The organism is Mesorhizobium sp. M1365 (genome assembly GCF_040317865.1).
In the GTDB taxonomy this organism is placed as follows: domain Bacteria; phylum Pseudomonadota; class Alphaproteobacteria; order Rhizobiales; family Rhizobiaceae; genus Mesorhizobium.
Genome location: NZ_JAMYLG010000008.1, coordinates 190,066 through 204,938, shown reverse-complemented (window position 1 = coordinate 204,938; position 14,873 = coordinate 190,066). Strand labels below are relative to the sequence as shown.

Annotated in this window: 12 protein-coding genes, 4 pseudogenes and 1 riboswitch; of the genes and pseudogenes, 7 read left to right on the top strand and 9 right to left on the bottom strand. The window is 60.1% G+C overall.

The window, feature by feature from the left end:
- Positions 1 to 48 precede the first annotated feature (48 nt).
- Positions 49 to 951: a dihydrodipicolinate synthase family protein gene (locus NKH04_RS12970; protein WP_353044387.1), complete on the top strand. Its 903-nt coding sequence runs from the start codon at positions 49 to 51 to the stop codon at positions 949 to 951.
- A 34-nt stretch (positions 952 to 985) separates the two neighbouring features.
- Positions 986 to 1,204, top strand: coding sequence for an FMN-binding negative transcriptional regulator (locus NKH04_RS12965; protein WP_352452617.1), 219 nt, complete (start codon positions 986 to 988; stop codon positions 1,202 to 1,204).
- A gap of 35 nt (positions 1,205 to 1,239) precedes the next feature.
- Here the strand turns inward: NKH04_RS12965 and metE are convergent, their stop codons facing one another.
- Positions 1,240 to 3,630 carry a 5-methyltetrahydropteroyltriglutamate--homocysteine S-methyltransferase gene (metE, locus tag NKH04_RS12960; RefSeq protein WP_353044399.1) on the bottom strand — a complete coding sequence of 797 codons (2,391 nt, stop codon included), beginning with the start codon at positions 3,628 to 3,630 and terminating at the stop codon, positions 1,240 to 1,242.
- A gap of 94 nt (positions 3,631 to 3,724) precedes the next feature.
- Positions 3,725 to 3,925, bottom strand: a riboswitch (cobalamin riboswitch).
- Between the two features lie 549 nt (positions 3,926 to 4,474).
- Here metE and NKH04_RS12955 point away from each other — a divergent pair.
- A complete protein-coding gene (locus NKH04_RS12955) occupies positions 4,475 to 4,729 on the top strand; it encodes a hypothetical protein (protein WP_353011897.1) in 255 nt (84 codons plus the stop codon).
- Between the two features lie 317 nt (positions 4,730 to 5,046).
- Here NKH04_RS12955 and NKH04_RS12950 read toward each other — a convergent pair whose 3' ends face one another.
- The 3 genes and pseudogenes from NKH04_RS12950 to NKH04_RS12940 form a co-directional block, all read right to left on the bottom strand.
- Complete coding sequence (locus NKH04_RS12950) at positions 5,047 to 5,880, bottom strand: helix-turn-helix transcriptional regulator (RefSeq protein ID WP_353044386.1); 834 nt, start codon at positions 5,878 to 5,880, stop codon at positions 5,047 to 5,049.
- A gap of 212 nt (positions 5,881 to 6,092) precedes the next feature.
- A pseudogene (locus NKH04_RS12945) lies at positions 6,093 to 6,478 on the bottom strand (MFS transporter); the annotation flags it as partial.
- Positions 6,475 to 6,723, bottom strand: a complete 249-nt coding sequence (locus NKH04_RS12940; protein ID WP_353044385.1) for an MFS transporter — start codon at positions 6,721 to 6,723, stop codon at positions 6,475 to 6,477. The gene NKH04_RS12940 and the pseudogene NKH04_RS12945, both read right to left, overlap by 4 nt.
- 263 nt (positions 6,724 to 6,986) lie before the next feature.
- Between NKH04_RS12940 and NKH04_RS12935 the strand changes: the two genes are divergently transcribed.
- Positions 6,987 to 7,664: a transposase gene (locus NKH04_RS12935; RefSeq protein WP_245274818.1), complete on the top strand. Its 678-nt coding sequence runs from the start codon at positions 6,987 to 6,989 to the stop codon at positions 7,662 to 7,664.
- 32 nt (positions 7,665 to 7,696) lie between these two features.
- Here the strand turns inward: NKH04_RS12935 and NKH04_RS12930 are convergent.
- Positions 7,697 to 8,470: pseudogene (locus NKH04_RS12930) on the bottom strand (adenosine kinase); the annotation flags it as partial.
- 95 nt (positions 8,471 to 8,565) lie between these two features.
- Between NKH04_RS12930 and tnpA the strand changes: the two are divergent.
- From tnpA to tnpC, 3 genes are all read left to right on the top strand, one after another.
- Positions 8,566 to 8,979, top strand: coding sequence for an IS66-like element accessory protein TnpA (gene tnpA / locus NKH04_RS12925; protein ID WP_352622406.1), 414 nt, complete (start codon positions 8,566 to 8,568; stop codon positions 8,977 to 8,979).
- The gene (gene tnpB, locus NKH04_RS12920; protein WP_352480788.1) at positions 8,976 to 9,329 is read left to right on the top strand and encodes an IS66 family insertion sequence element accessory protein TnpB; all 354 of its coding nucleotides are present in this window, start codon (positions 8,976 to 8,978) and stop codon (positions 9,327 to 9,329) included. The genes tnpA and tnpB overlap by 4 nt, the downstream gene beginning before the upstream one ends.
- A 69-nt stretch (positions 9,330 to 9,398) precedes the next feature.
- Entirely contained in the window at positions 9,399 to 10,964 is a 1,566-nt protein-coding gene (gene tnpC / locus NKH04_RS12915; RefSeq protein ID WP_353044384.1) for an IS66 family transposase, read from the top strand.
- 8 nt (positions 10,965 to 10,972) lie between these two features.
- On the opposite strand, the pseudogene NKH04_RS12910 reads toward tnpC, so the two are convergent.
- From NKH04_RS12910 to NKH04_RS12890, 4 genes and pseudogenes are all read right to left on the bottom strand, one after another.
- Positions 10,973 to 11,217 (bottom strand): annotated as a pseudogene (locus tag NKH04_RS12910) (adenosine kinase); the annotation flags it as partial.
- A 109-nt stretch (positions 11,218 to 11,326) separates the two neighbouring features.
- Positions 11,327 to 12,502 carry a methionine adenosyltransferase gene (gene metK, locus NKH04_RS12905; RefSeq protein ID WP_353044383.1) on the bottom strand — a complete coding sequence of 392 codons (1,176 nt, stop codon included), beginning with the start codon at positions 12,500 to 12,502 and terminating at the stop codon, positions 11,327 to 11,329.
- A gap of 54 nt (positions 12,503 to 12,556) precedes the next feature.
- Positions 12,557 to 13,895, bottom strand: a pseudogene (gene glyA, locus NKH04_RS12900) (serine hydroxymethyltransferase).
- 793 nt (positions 13,896 to 14,688) lie between these two features.
- On the bottom strand, positions 14,689 to 14,868 hold the full coding sequence (locus NKH04_RS12890; RefSeq protein ID WP_353044382.1) for a hypothetical protein: 180 nt from the start codon (positions 14,866 to 14,868) through the stop codon (positions 14,689 to 14,691).
- Positions 14,869 to 14,873 lie beyond the last annotated feature (5 nt).

Genomic DNA, 14,873 nt, shown 5'->3' with positions numbered 1-14,873 from the left:
CTGTCGTCCGGCCAGTCCTGCGCTCACGCACAAACCTGGAGCCTTGCCATGGCATTCCTGAGCGGTCTTTCCGCGTTTCCCATCACGCCCGCCGATCGTGACGGCCGCGTCGATACCGTTGCTCTGCGCAGGCTGATTGCTCGGCTTGGCGCCGCTCAGGTCGACTCCATCGGTCTTCTCGGCAGCACCGGCACCTATATGTATCTGTCGCGCGAGGAACGGCGACGGGCGCTCGCCGAGACCTTGGACGAAACCGGGGGACAAATGCCGGTCGTGGTGGGTGTGGGCGCGCTGCTCACCGACGAAGCAGTGAGGCTCGCGCAGGACGCTAAGGCCCTTGGGGCTGCCGCGGGGCTGCTTGCGGCCGCCTCCTACACCCCGCTCACTGAGGACGAGGTGTTCGAACATTTCTCGACGGTGGCGTGCGAGAGCGGCCTGCCGATCGTCGTCTACGACAATCCAGGAACGACGCATTTCCGTTTCACCCCAGCACTCGTCAGCCGCCTGGCAAAGGTGGGTGGGATTGTCGCTATCAAGAATCCGACAGACAAGGGCGATGCGATCAAGAGCCATCTGGCCGACCAGAGGCGCACTGTGCCGGAAGGGTTCTCGATCGGCTACAGCGGCGACTGGAACGCTGCAGAGGCCATAATCGCCGGCGCCGACACATGGTACAGCGTCCTCGCCGGCGTCCTGCCCGAGGTCTGCGTGAAGATCGTCACGGCGGCGCAACAGGGCGATGCGGCCGAAGCGCGACGGATCGATGCCACGCTTGCGCCGCTCTGGAGCCTCTTCAAGGAGTTCTCGAGCCTTCGCGTCGTCTATGCACTTGCCGAATTGCTCGACATTTGCCGTGCCGACCCCCCGCGTCCCATCCTGCCTCTGCCCTCAGCAGCGAAGCGCCAGATCGCCGCCGCGTTGGAACGCTTGCCATCGGATGTCAACCGGTGAACAGCGAACCCGGCGGCCAGTGAAGGAACCTGTCATGTATGTACCCGCGCATTTCGATGAACCGAGCCGAGAAGTCCTTTACGAACTGATCGAGAACAGCGCACTTGGCATGCTGATAACCCATGGCCGGAGCGGTCTCGACGCCAATCACATCCCCTTCGAACTCGACACGTCACAGGGAGAAAACGGTTCCCTTTATTCCTGCGCGATTAGTACACGTGCCGAAGGAAAGTGCACTTTCTCGCTCGAGTGACTTATTTCAAAGGATGTGATCGCGTTTTGGCACATTCACGGCCCACATGCGGCAGCCGCTAACTCACCACATGGTGAGCAACCAGGAAACCTTCCGGCTTTCTCCCGGAGCGCGCGTGCTGCAGCAACCATGTTCATGAGGGCAGGGCGGACCTCCTCCCACTTGCGGGTTTTGAGGCCACAGTCCGGGTTTACCCACAGTTGGGCATCGGACAGTCGCTCGCGGGCAAGCATGACGAGATCCGAAATCTCGCCGACTTCCGGGACCCGTGGTGAGTGAATGTCGTAGACTCCGGGCCCGATTTCGTTCGGATATTTGGAACTCGTGAAGGCGTCCAGCAGTTCCATTTTCGAGCGCGACGTCTCAATCGAAATTACATCCGCATCCATTTCGACGATCGCGTCGATGATCTCGTTGAACTCCGAATAGCACATGTGGGTATGGATTTGAGTGGCGTCCTTCACATCCGTTGAGGCGATCCGGAAGCATTCGACAGCCCAGTCGAGATAGTCTTTCCAGTCAGACTGGCGCAGTGGCAATCCTTCGCGGAACGCCGCCTCATCGATCTGGATCATCCTTGCGCCGGATCTTCCGAGGTCCGCCACTTCATCGCGGATGGCGAGCGCGATCTGGCGGCAGGCTTCGGAGCGGGGTACGTCGTCGCGAACAAAAGACCAGTTGAGAATGGTCACTGGGCCTGTGAGCATTCCCTTCACAGGCTTTTCCGTAAGCGACTGGGCGAATTGCCACCAGCGCAGCGTCATCGGATTGCGCCTCGATACGTCGCCGAAGATGATGGGGGGGCGCACGTAACGCGACCCATAGCTCTGCACCCAGGCATGCTGGGTGAAGGCGAAGCCGGACAGCTGCTCGCCGAAATACTGTACCATGTCGTTTCGTTCGAACTCACCGTGCACCAGCACGTCCAGCCCGATCTCTTCCTGCCAGCGAATTGCAGCCTCGATCTCCTTCTTCAGGAAGGTCTCGTAGTCGACATAGCTCAGCTGGCCCTTCGCATGAGCGGCCCGCGCCCTGCGTACCTGCGGTGTCTGCGGGAAGGACCCGATGGTCGTCGTCGGGAACGGCGGCAGCCCGAGCGTGCCGGCCTGGACTCTGGAGCGCTCGGCAAAAGCGCTCTCTCGTCGCTTCATGCTGTCGTCAATGCTGGCGATCCGTCCCTCAACAAGCGGGTCATGGATCTTCGTGGATGTCACGCGAGTGGCGGCAGCCTCGGCAGACGCTTTCAACGCGCCTGCCACCGCATCCCTGTCTTGAGTGAGGGCCCGGGCCAGCAACACCAACTCGTCGGTCTTCTGGGCCGCGAAGGCGAGCCACGACCTGATGTCCGCGTCGAGTTCGGTCTCCATGCGCAGGTCGATCGGCACGTGCAGCATCGAGCAAGAAGGCGCGATCTCGACGCGGTCCAAGGGCCAGCCGGCGACGATCGGTTTGATGCGGTCGAGAATGGCGGGCAGGTTCGCACGCCAGACGTTGCGGCCATCGATCAAGCCAAGCGAGAGCACCAGATCCTTCGGTGCGAGCCGACCCACCGTTTCCAGTTGCTCGGGAGCGCGCACGAGATCAATATGCAGCCCGGCCAGGGGCAGAGAAACCGCGGTTTCGAGATTGTCTCCCAGCGGCCCGAAATACGTAGCCAGCATGATTTTCAACTCGGGCGCGGCTTTTGACAGCTGGCCATAGGCGAATTCGAACGCAGCTCGTTCGTTCGGGTTCAGATCGAGGACAAGCGCTGGCTCATCGATCTGCACCCAGTCGGCTCCCGACAGCTTCAGCCTCTGCAGGAGTTGCTCGTAGACGGGCAGCAGCCGCGGCAGGAGCGCGATGGGATCGAATCCTTCGGCAGGCGATTTCGCCAGCTTGAGGAAGGTGATCGGTCCAAGGATGACTGGGCGTGTGTGAATGCCGAGAGCTTTAGCCTCGAGGAAGTAGTCGACCGGTTTCGTCGACGAGAGGGCGAACGTCTGATCATCGTCGAGTTCCGGCACAATGTAGTGATAGTTGGTGTCAAACCACTTGGTCATTTCCATCGCGGTTACATCAGACCCATGAGCCGCCTGCTGGTGACCAGCGTGTCGACAACCCTGGTTGCCCCGCGCCATTGCGAAGTAGATGTCAGGTGGAACCTCGCCGCTATTCCAGCCGTAACGGGATGGAACGGCGCCGACCATGGCTGCGGTGTCGAGCACATGGTCGTAGAGCGAGAAGTCGTTCGACGGGATTTTCGACACGCCGCGATCGTGCTGCTCCTCCCAGCTAGCGGCACGGAGCGCCTTCGCGGTCGTGAGAAGGTCGGCAGCGGACGATTTTCCGGACCAGTAGCTTTCAAGCGCGAATTTCAGTTCTCGCCGACGACCGAAGCGCGGCACGCCGAGCGTTGCTACAGGAATTTGCTGAGAGACAGTCATGCATACCCCGATGGTTGGGGCGTCGGTGACAAGGAAGGCGCTAGCAGGCCGGCACGAACGCCAGGCTGCAGCGGCCATCGAGACACCCCGCCCGTGGACGTAATTCGCCGTGGCAGGTCTCCTGGCTCGCGGGGTCATAGCCTCTACCCGTCTTCCCAAGGCTATTCGCCTCAGTGACATGAGTGGGGTTGGCTCGCCGCTAACAGTTGCGGGGGCAGCGCCGGCATCGCACCGGCTTCCCTCTTAGCTCCGCTGCGGCAGCGCCGTACGGAGAACCACGACACGGGAGACAATTACCGCAGTTCGCTTCTTTGTCAACGCCGCATAAAGAAATGTTTATGTCGTTATGTTAAATTTCCGTTGGCATGTTGCCAAAGGTCGCCTTGAAAGCGAAACTATGGAAGCCTTGAGCGGCCGGTAAATCAAAGCAATAACGCACAGCGGTCCAGGAGGATAGGAGTTCGTCGGCTGCCGGCGGCAAACTACCGGCAAGCGCCGTGGTGCTGCTTAGCGCATCATGCGAACCACCTCGGCGTCGAACTTCGGCTCCGAGGTTCCGACCGCTTCGTTGGTGATCTGCTCGCGACCATATTCGGCTCAATGGCGAGGCTGTTGCCCACGTGGAAGCTGTTGGCCGTGATGCCCTCGGTGATATGACACAACGATTTCGGGGGGAGCACACCGAGGCCAGGCGCAGCGGCGTGTTGCGAAGTGATCGAGGCCAATGTCTCGAACTGCTTGTTCGCAGCCCACCGGCTCAAGGTAACCCGGCTCAAACCACCGGGCCAGCTCAAGTCCTGTCCAAATGAGGCCTGAGCGGCAAATCGTCGTGCACGCGCACGGTTTGGCGTTCGATCTTGTGATGCGTCTTGGGCGGACAATCGCCACGGTGCAGCGCGCAGAAGCGGTCCCCAATTGGGAAGCCGAGGGCGGTGAGGGCAAGCCAGCGCCACAGGCGGAAGGGGACTTGGACCTGTTTGCCCTGCTGGACCACAAGTTCGCGACACCGGGCCTCAAGGAGAAGACCAAGAGTGATTATGCGCGGGACCTCGCCAAATTCATCAAAAGCAGCGGGCAGTCAAAGTTCGGCGCCGATTGACATGGAGATAGCCATCGCGGCGGACCGCCCAGGCGGACCGCAAGCCGGAATACAACCGGGTGCAGGCGGCCAAGCTCGTCCACAAGATGGCGTCGGGCACACACCGGCGATGGGAGAGCGGACCGTGGAGTGCAGGAACTTCACGCCTATCCACGCTCCCGTGGACGTGTCCTGCGGCACATCGGCACCGATATTGAGGAGGCAGTTGAGCTTCTGGTCGAGCACTCTTACCTGCCACTACCTACGCTTAACGTCATCTCGTACTGAAAACGCACCACGCAAGGTCGAGATGTAACATGCGCCCTTCGTGGATGGTTCTAAGCTTCCTCGGGCGCGGTCAATCTGTGATAACGATCGCTTGGAACCTCCATCACCGCGACGCTATCAAGGTTGGCGTATCGCGCTCGGTAGTAACCTTCTTCCTCCACTTCGGCGAAACTACACTGGGGAACGTCAAAGGTCGCAGCTTCCAATCCGAAGAAAGTCGTAGCGGTTTCTTCATCCAAGAAGTTCCACTCATCTTCTCCGTCGTCATATGTGACGCGAACATAGGAGGCCATGCGCACGGCTTCCTGATCACCCATCTCTGCGATGATGGCATCGCATTCTTTCTTCAGCTTTCCTGAAACCTCACCCTTATCCCAGTCATCCAAAGCCCGATAGATTTCTGGATGATAATACTCTGGCATCTCCTCTACATCGTCACCGATGAGCTCAATGGTGCGGACATATTGCGGATTTATCAAGAGTATTTTGTTGTCAAGGCTCCAACAATACAGCCATGGCCTGCTTGTGTTATTTCTACGAAGATTATGAAGTTCCTTCAACTGACGTAAAATCGATTCACGCGCCTTTTCATCGATAGGATATTGGCGGCTGCCAACAGTCGTCTTGATTCTGAGCGTGCCGTATCGCGTTTCGGCATCGGCAATTGCAAACGGGCTCGTGCGCCACTCCTCGACATCAATCTTCCAGCCCAGCAGCTCCTCGACTGTGCATTTCAACGTGAGACAAAGGTCCTTGATCTGCTCGACGTTCAACTGCGTTTTGCCTGTTTCCCAACGGGCCACAGTCTGTTGCGTCGTTGCCATCTGCTCTGCCAAATCTTTTTGAGTCATGCCCAGTCGAACCCTAAGTTCTTTCATGTTCATAACTCACCTCGCGTGTGCAATACACGCATTGTGGATGAATTAATCTAACACGTCAAGCGTGTTCAAAAATCCCAGCATGTGTTTTTAGGGCGTCTTCGAGGCTCCGACAGCCGTTCGTGACCACTTGCGCAAGACACAGGGCTGGTACACAGCACGAATGGGCGATCAAAAATTACTGCTGAAATTCAGAAAATTATTGTGGGCGAGTCTGGATCTCTCTGATCGACACGATAGTCGACCATCACCATGATCGGACCGCTTCGTGGCCGCAGGTCAAGTTGCAGCGTCGGTTCGCTGAACTTGTTGGTCGGATCCAGATTGAGCGTTTCAAAATCCGGCTGACGCAGAAGGATGCCCATCATTCCCCAATCACAAGAACCATGCTGGCGGACGAGCAAGGCTCCCGAAACACCTTGGACATCCGCCAGTTCGCCCCAAAGCCAGCTTCCCGCCGCCATGCCGCCGTATGTGGCCGTCTGATAGAGAGACAGGGCGCGTCCAACCACCCACCGCGGCGCCGAAAGCTGCACTGTGACGTTAAACAGCGAGAATGATTGAATCCAGGCCGCACCGGCTGCATGAGGAGCAGACAGCTCAGCCCAACGTGCGACGGTCAAAGTTGTCCGCGAGCGCTCCCGCCGCGAGGGAGAAGATCATGTAGGGGAGGGTGGTCGATGACTGGACGAGCGCCACCATTCCATGGGAGGTGGCGATGCTCGTCATCAGCCAAGCTGCCGCGATACCTTCCACCAGGGTGCCAAGGTTCGAAACGAGTGCAGCCGACCATAGCGAACGGAAGGTCTTGTGCTGAAAAGGAACGAGTGAAGATGTTCTCTTCGCCATTGTGGGAAGCTTCGGGATCCACCGCGGGGCTGGATTTGGTTCGCTGCCAAGCTGCCACAGTGGCGCGCCTGCTAACCCAGAAAACTTGGCGGCCTTGCAGGCATGCGCAGGACGCGCGAAGCCGCTCAAATCTCCCCAGATGGGTCAGCCATCGAAGACCGGCATCACTTGCCCGTTGAGCGGCTATACGATAATGCTCCGCGCTAAGCAGGAAGCGCCAAAAATTCGAGCGGCGACTTCATTCTCCTATTCAGGAAGGAACTATGAGGCGGCAGACGCGACCATTCACCGTGGAAGTCAAACAAAAGCGCAATTATCAAAAATCCGCACGTTCCATCTGGGGCAATTTCGACATCGCCGCGGCGATGGCCGAGACAACAAAGGAAGTCGAGCCGTTAAATCGTCAGCTTGTTGACTCTACTGTAGTGGCCCTTGATGCTGAACCTTTGCAAAAACCGCGAGTGGAGCATTTCATGGCCAATCCCCTGGAAACCGAGTCAGCAGTAGTTCCTAGCGCACCGGCAGACAAAGCGGAAACGCCAAAACCGAAGACGAGAGCGCGGCGGTCGAGGAAGCCAGAAGCTGAGGCGAGCGCGCCTGCCCGCAAGGAGGGCGCCAAGCCGATATCCGCGACCACTGAAGCACCGCCGTCAGCGCGAACAGGCCGAAAGAGCTACTCCGCGAAGGATCGTGCCCAGAAGCTGGCGCAGATCGAGACCTCAATCGGCGGCGGCGCTACTCTCAAGAGCGCGGTGAAGCAAGCCGGCATCTCGGAACAGACATATTATCTTTGGAAGAAGGCGGCGGCGCCGGCGGCGGACAGTGACGGGCTGAAGGATCTCGTCGCGCTCGAGGAAGAAAACAAGCGGCTAAAGAGCCTGCTTGCCGATCGTCTCCGCAAGGAGAATGCGGAACTGAAGAAAAGGCTCGGGCTGGATTAAGGAGGGTGGGCAGCTGGTTCTTGGCTCGCCACCTACAGTAATCCCGCCTGCTCGGCCTCGCGGCGCAAATTCTGCCTTGGCCTTGGGCCGATTTGCTGGATGACCAGCCCGGCTGCCAGCGAGCCGAGATCGCCGCAATCCTTGAGGCTGCGGCCTTGCGTGTAGCCGTAGAGGAAGCCGGCGGCGTAGAGGTCGCCGGCGCCGGTGGTGTCGACCAGCTCGCGGATCCTGGTCGCATTGATGGTCACGGTCTCGTCGCCGCGCACGATAACCGAGCCCTTTTCCGAGCGGGTGACGGCGGCGATCTTGCAATCCTTGCGGATCTGGGCCAGCGCCTCGTCGAAGGACGCGGTCTGGTAGAGCGACTTGATCTCGTGGCTGTTGGCAAAGACGATATCGACGGTGCCGGAGCGCATCAGATCGAGGAATTCGTCGCGGTAGCGATCGACGCAGAACGAGTCCGACAATGTCATCGACACTTCGCGCCCGGCGGCGTGGGCGAGCTTAGCCGTCTGCCGGATCGCCTCCTTGGCGCGCGGCGGGTCCCACAGATAGCCCTCGAAATAGGTGACCGCGGCGCCCGAGGCCTTGTCGGCCTCGACGTCCTCCGGGCCGAGCTCGACGCAGGCGCCGAGATAGGTGTTCATCGAGCGCTCGCCGTCCGGCGTGACGAAGATCATCGAGCGCGCTGTCGGCGGTTCGCCGTTAAGCGGCCTGGTGTCGAAGGCGACACCCTGGGCATGGATGTCATGCGCGTAGATTTCGCCGAGCGCGTCGTTGGAGACCTTGCCGAAGAAAGGTAAGCGCCACGCCGCTCCCCTCGTGCGGGGCATGAGGTGAATGTGCGAAGAATCCTCCCGATCGCGAGAGACGGAGGGCCTACGTGGGAGCAGACGGCAAAATGGACGTCGATTTGGACGTCCCAACAGCTGGCTACGCAGGCCGGCTCGAGGTTCTGGAAGGTCCGACGGGACGGCGGGTTCGCTCGGAGGCCGAGAGAGCCCGGATTGCGGCCGAGAGCCTGATGCCGGGGGTGCAGGTGGCGGCGGTCGCACGCAAGCATGGCGCGACCCGCTGGCAGGTCTACGATTGGCGGCGTCGCCTTCGTCAGGGACAACTGGCACTGCCGGAAAGCATGGCGCCGATGTTCGCGCAGTTGATGGTGGACGACTCATCGGTGCCTCAGCGGAGGATGAGGCCATCGAAATCGACGCCGGCGAAGGTGGAGATCGTGATCGACGACATGGTGATCCGAACGGCGGTTGACCTCGAACAGCTGTCGCAGGTGATCCGAGCGGTTCGGGCCTCGCGATGATTGCACCGGGCAACGATCTGAAGATCTACGTGGCGACCCGGCCGGTTGACTTCCGGCGCGGCATGGACGGATTGGCATTGGCTGTGCAGGAGATGCTAGGCCTCGACCCGTTCTGTGGGGCAGCCTTCGTGTTCCGGGCCAAAAGGGCTGACAGGATCAAGATTTTGGTGTGGGATCGCACCGGCCTTGTGCTGGTGCACAAGCGGCTCGAGGGCTCGAAGTTCGTCTGGCCGCAGGTTCGCGACGGCGTGATGCGCATGTCGCCGGCGATGTTCGCGGCCTTGTTCGAAGGGCTGGATTGGCGACTGGTTCGCCCCGAGCGGGCACGGCGTCCGCAGCTGGCCGGATGAGTGTGGCACAGTGACTCAGGTGCCTTGTCTCCAATGGCGTTATCGGAGATCATGTGGTTGATTTAGTGCATGAATCTGACGGTTCTCCAGGAAGAGAACGAGCGTTTGAAGGCGCTCCTCGCCGAGGCGCAGGCAGCTTTGGCAGAGTCCGAGGAGGCGCGCCGCCGCCTGGAGAGCGTCGTCAGCCAGCTCAACCACGAGAAGTTCGGCGCCAAGTCCGAGAAGCTGCATCCCGATCAATACCACCTGCCGCTCGAAGACGTGGAGATCGCGCAGGGCGTGCTCGATGCCGCGCAGGAAAAGGCGCAGCGGGTCATCCGGGGGCGTTCGGACGGCTCGTCCGGTTCGCGCCAGCGCAATCGTGGCCACTTGCCTGCCCATCTGCCGCGGGTGGAGCGGATCATCGAGCCCAGGAGCACGCTGTGTCCGTGCGGCTGCGGCGAGATGGCCAGGATCGGCGAGGATGTCAGCGAGCGGCTCGACGCAATCCCGGCGCAACTGCGCGTGCTGGTCACGCGCCGCCCGAAATACGCTTGCCGGCGCTGCTCGGGCGCCGTCGTGCAGGCGCATGCGCCCGAGCATATCGTGCCTGGTGGCCTGCCGACCGAGGCGCTGATCGCCCAGGTCATCGTCGCCAAGTTCGGTGATCATTTGCCGTTCTACCGGCAGGCCGAGATCTACGCCCGCCAGGGCATCCAGCTGGATCGGGCGACACTGGGCAACTGGGCAGGCCGGGCCTGCTTCCATCTCAAGCCCATAGCCGATCAGATGCGCGGGCATCTGGCTGCGGCAGAGCGCCTGTTCATGGACGAGACCACGGCGCCGGTGCTCGATCCCGGACGCGGCAAGGTCAAGAAGGGCTTCTTCTGGGCAATCGCTTCCGATGACCGCGGCCATGGTGGCCAAGGCCCGCCCATCGTGCTGTTCCACTATGCGCCGGGACGCGGCGGCGAGCATGCCGAACGCTTCCTTCAAGGCTTCGGCGGACAGTTCCTGCAGGTTGACGCCTATGAGGGCTATGACCGGCTGACACGCCTGGAGCGGCCACAAGGACCGTGGCTGCTCGTCCATTGCTGGAGCCACCTGCGCCGACGTTTTGTGAAGCTGGCGCGCAACACCAAGTCCCCGATCGCCGAAGCTGCCGTGCGCCAGATCGCTACGCTCTACGCCGTCGAGGCGACGGTGCGCGGCATGACGCCACAAGCTCGGCTCGCCGCCCGACAGCAGTACTCCACCCCGATCATCGCCGCCTTGAAGCCGTGGTTTGAAAAGCAATTGTCGATGATCTCCTCGGGCTCAAAGCTGGCCGAAGACATCCGCTATGGTCTTGCCCATTGGGAAGGGCTCACCCGCTTCCTCGGCGACGGCCGGCTCGAGCTCGACACCAACCCGGTCGAAAACGCCATCCGGCCCGTATGCTTGACCAGAAAAAATGCTCTCTTTGCTGGCCATGAGGTCGGGGCCGAAAACTGGGCGCTGCTCTCATCCGTCGTGGCCACCTGCAGGCTCAACGACGTCAATCCCGTTGCCTACCTCGCCGAAACCCTCGAGGCCATCATCAACGGCCATCCACAGAGCCAGATCGAGGAACTCATGCCCTGGCGATTCCGGAAAACATCAAGCCCAAACCCATAGGTGATCGGCGAGGCGCTTACGAAGAAAGCGGCGCGACCGCCGAAGGAGGCGACGCCCGCCGCCGTGTTGCCGGCGCTGCCGCCCGAGGCTTCAATGGCCGGGCCCATGCGGCTGTAGAGCAGTTCGGCGCGCCTCGTGTCGATCAAATTCATCGCGCCCTTGATGATGCCGTTGGTCTCCAGGAACGCCTGTCGCACTGGGCGATGATGTCGACGATGGCATTTCCGATACAAAGCACGTCATAGTCCGGCATCAATTCATGTCTCCGCCAAAAAACCACCGGCTTTCTGTCACGCCGGGCGCGGGCGGGTCTGGCCAGTGGGAATGGGCTTTGCGCTTGCCAATCCGTTCGGCGCCAGCCCTCACGGGGCGGCAAGTCCTGCCTCGCGACGCAATTCGTCGGCCCTGTCTGTCTTCTCCCAGGTGAAATCAGGCTCTTCACGGCCGAAATGGCCATAGGTCGCGGTCTTGCGGTATATAGGGCGTAAGAGATCAAGCATCTTGATAATGCCCTTCGGTCTGAGATCGAACAACTCAAGAATGAGGCGCTCGATCCTTCTTTCCTCAACCCTCGCTGTTCCGAACGTGTTGACCATGACAGAAACCGGACTGGCCACGCCGATTGCGTAAGCAAGCTGCACCTCGCAGACGTCCGCAAGTCCGCTAGCGACGATATTCTTTGCGACATACCGGGCCGCATAGGCAGCTGAGCGGTCAACCTTGGACGGGTCCTTGCCCGAAAAGGCGCCGCCGCCGTGACGACCCATCCCACCATAGGAATCGACGATGATCTTGCGTCCAGTGAGACCGCAGTCGCCGCGCGGCCCGCCGACTACGAACCTCCCCGTCGGGTTGACCAGAATTCTGATGCCTTCCGTCTCCAGGTGGGTCGGCAGGACAGGCTTTATGATTTCCTCAATGACGCCCTCGCGGACCGTCTCTTGCGAGACCTGCTCGTCATGTTGGGTCGATACGACGATGGTATCCAGGGCGACCGGGCGCAACCCCTCATAGCGCACTGAGACTTGGGATTTCATGTCAGGACGCAACCAGCCAAGCTGTCGTGCTTTCCGGAGATCTGCCTGTTGTTTCGTCAAGCGATGAGCGAGCTGGATCGGCAAAGGCATCAGAGTATCGGTTTCGCGGCATGCGTAGCCGAACATGAGGCCCTGATCTCCCGCTCCCTGTTGGAGGTCCTGCCCTCGTCCCTCGTCAACGCCCTGGCTGATGTCGGGCGACTGCTCGGTGAGTGCATGAACGACGGAGCAACGCCGGCCGTCAAAGCCGACGGCCTCGTCGTCGTATCCAATATCGAGAATCGTATCGCGCGCAACTTGGCTATAATCCACCTGCGCATCGCTGGTAATCTCGCCAGCCAGAACGACCATCCCTGATTTTACCAACGCTTCACAGGCGACGCGCGCCTTGGGATCGCTGCGGAGGATGGCATCGAGGATGGCATCCGAGATGTTGTCGGCCAACTTATCCGGGTGTCCCGCGCCAACGGATTCGGAAGAGAACACGAACTGCCTAGCCATGAAATGCCTCGCTTCGGGTGTTGGAGTTGTATGGGGCATTTTGCTTAGCCCACCTTACCTGTCGGTGAGGCCCGGGACCTCGAACGCAGCGCACAAGTCGGCAACGTCTCTTCGCACGCAGGCATGGAGATCTTCGTCTTCTGGCTCGCCGGAGGACGGAGTCCATGAAGCCAGCAATTTGCACGGTTTCCACATCGCGCAAGCCCATTGACGTCACTGCTGGCGCCCCCAGGCGAATTCCGCTTGTGACCTCAGGATGGCGCGGGTCCCCCGGCACCATATTAAAGTTCGTAATGATGCCTGCCTTCGCTAACCGCTCGGCATAGGCCTTGCCTGATAGTGGTCGATCGCGAAGATCAAGGATCAGCATGTGATTGTCAGTGCCCCCGGTGACCAGGTCATAACCCCGGTCCAGAAGCGCGTGGCCCAGAGCCTTGGCATTTTTGACAATCTGTTGGCCGTAACTGCGGAAGGACGGGTCTGCGGCTTCCCTCAAAGCGACAGCTAGCGCCGCGATAACATTCATATGGGGGCCGCCTTGCAGTTGAGGGAAGACAGCGCGATCTATTCGTCTGGCGAAATTGCATTTGCCCTTCGAATGATACTGCGCTTGATAACGATCTTCATTCCTTGACAAAATGAAGCCACCGCGGGGACCGCGGATCGACTTGTGAGACGTGCTGCTGACGACGTCGCAATGGGGTACGGGATTCGGATGCTCTCCAGCGACAATCAGGCCACTGATGTGCGCGATGTCGGCCACGAGATAGGAGTTCGCTTCCAGAGCGATTTCTGCCATTGCCGCGTAGTCAAAGACACGCGGATAAGCAGTCGCGCCGACCCAAATGAGCCGCGGCCATTCCCGCTTGGCTGTCTCGCGCAAGCGGTCATAGTCAATTTGCTGCGTCTTGTCGTGCAGCCCATAAGGGACGCGTTGATAGTCAGTCCCGGAAAAGTTGATGGCCCAACCATGAGTCAGATGGCCCACTTCCGGAAGGGGCAAGCCCATGATATTGTCACCGGGGCTCAAAAGCGCGCGGTAGACAGCCTGATTGGCCGGCGAGCCGGAATAAGGCTGGACGTTGGCGTGTTCGCTGCCAAATGATGTTTTCAAGCGCTCAATGGCGAGGGTTTCAAGCTCATCGACGATCTCGTTTCCCGCGTAGTAGCGCGCAGCGGGGTACCCCTCGGCGTACTTGTTCGTGAAAATCGAACCGGTCGCTTCCAGCACGGCCGAGGAGGCAAAGTTCTCAGATGCGATCAGTTTGAGCGTCGTCCGCTCCTGCCGCTCCTGTCTTAGAAGCAGTTCGTGAACGCGGCAATCAACCGTCGCCAAGCGAGACCGTCCGTAAGTGTCGGGCTGCGCGATGGCGCCGTCGGCGGAGTTGTCCATGGTGGTTTCGCGCTCCAATTGGATTGATCTATTTCACGGTCAAGCATGCGGTCCCCTTCGGCCGCGTGTCTCGTACCGCTTCGAGCCGTTGAAGGTCTCGTTTGTGATAGCCATCGCCGTGGGGCAGGAGATCAACCAACAATTGAACCAGCCCGCCGTCCTTACCTCCTGTTTTGAGATTGTACGAGCACCACGGACGTTGTTCGTTGCAGTAAAGAAAGTCGGCTTTGGCCAGCAGCCGGACGTGTCGTACAACGTGCTCACGACGCAGACCCAGAATCTCCGCTAGCTGGCAGACAGTTAGGTCCGCGTGCGCGCAAAGGCCTAGGATTCGAAGGCGATCTAAATGCGCTGCCGTCCGTAGGCGACTGACCAGTGTCAGCATTGGTCAGGACCAAGCCACTTGGAAAGCCTGGGCACTCGTCCTGCTGAATTTGTCATTTCGCGTTCTCCACAGATGTTGCGGCTTTCGAACCAAATTATATGGTTGGTTGTCCATCGACCGGACAATGTCGGTGGCTGTGAAGATACTGTTTTGAGCCGATATGGCTGTGTCGAACAAACAAGATGGGCGCTCTTCTTGCCATTGCCTTTAGCCGAAATTGCACGCAGTTCGGCGGGTCGGAGAATAAGCGGCGCCACGGTTTGGACCCCACTGACCTCAGACGTTGCAATAAGCCTAGCATTCACAGCGAACCGGAGTTGCTAAGAGTCTATGAATTTCCTTGAAGGATCTGTTGCAACGTTTGCCCAGCCCGCTCGTGCTCCTCTTCCTGGCCAAGTGGTCGTAGTCTCATAACCTGAAGCTCACAGGTTCAAATCCAGTCCCCGCAACCAACGATTCTTGCGAAAGCAAGGCACCCAAAACCCCGGCCTCCGAAAGGACGTCGGGGTTTTTCTTGTTTGCGGCAAACCGCAGGATCGCGGCCAGGTCGCCGCGCAGCACGATAGCCAGCTCTTCCGCGTCGGGCACGAGCG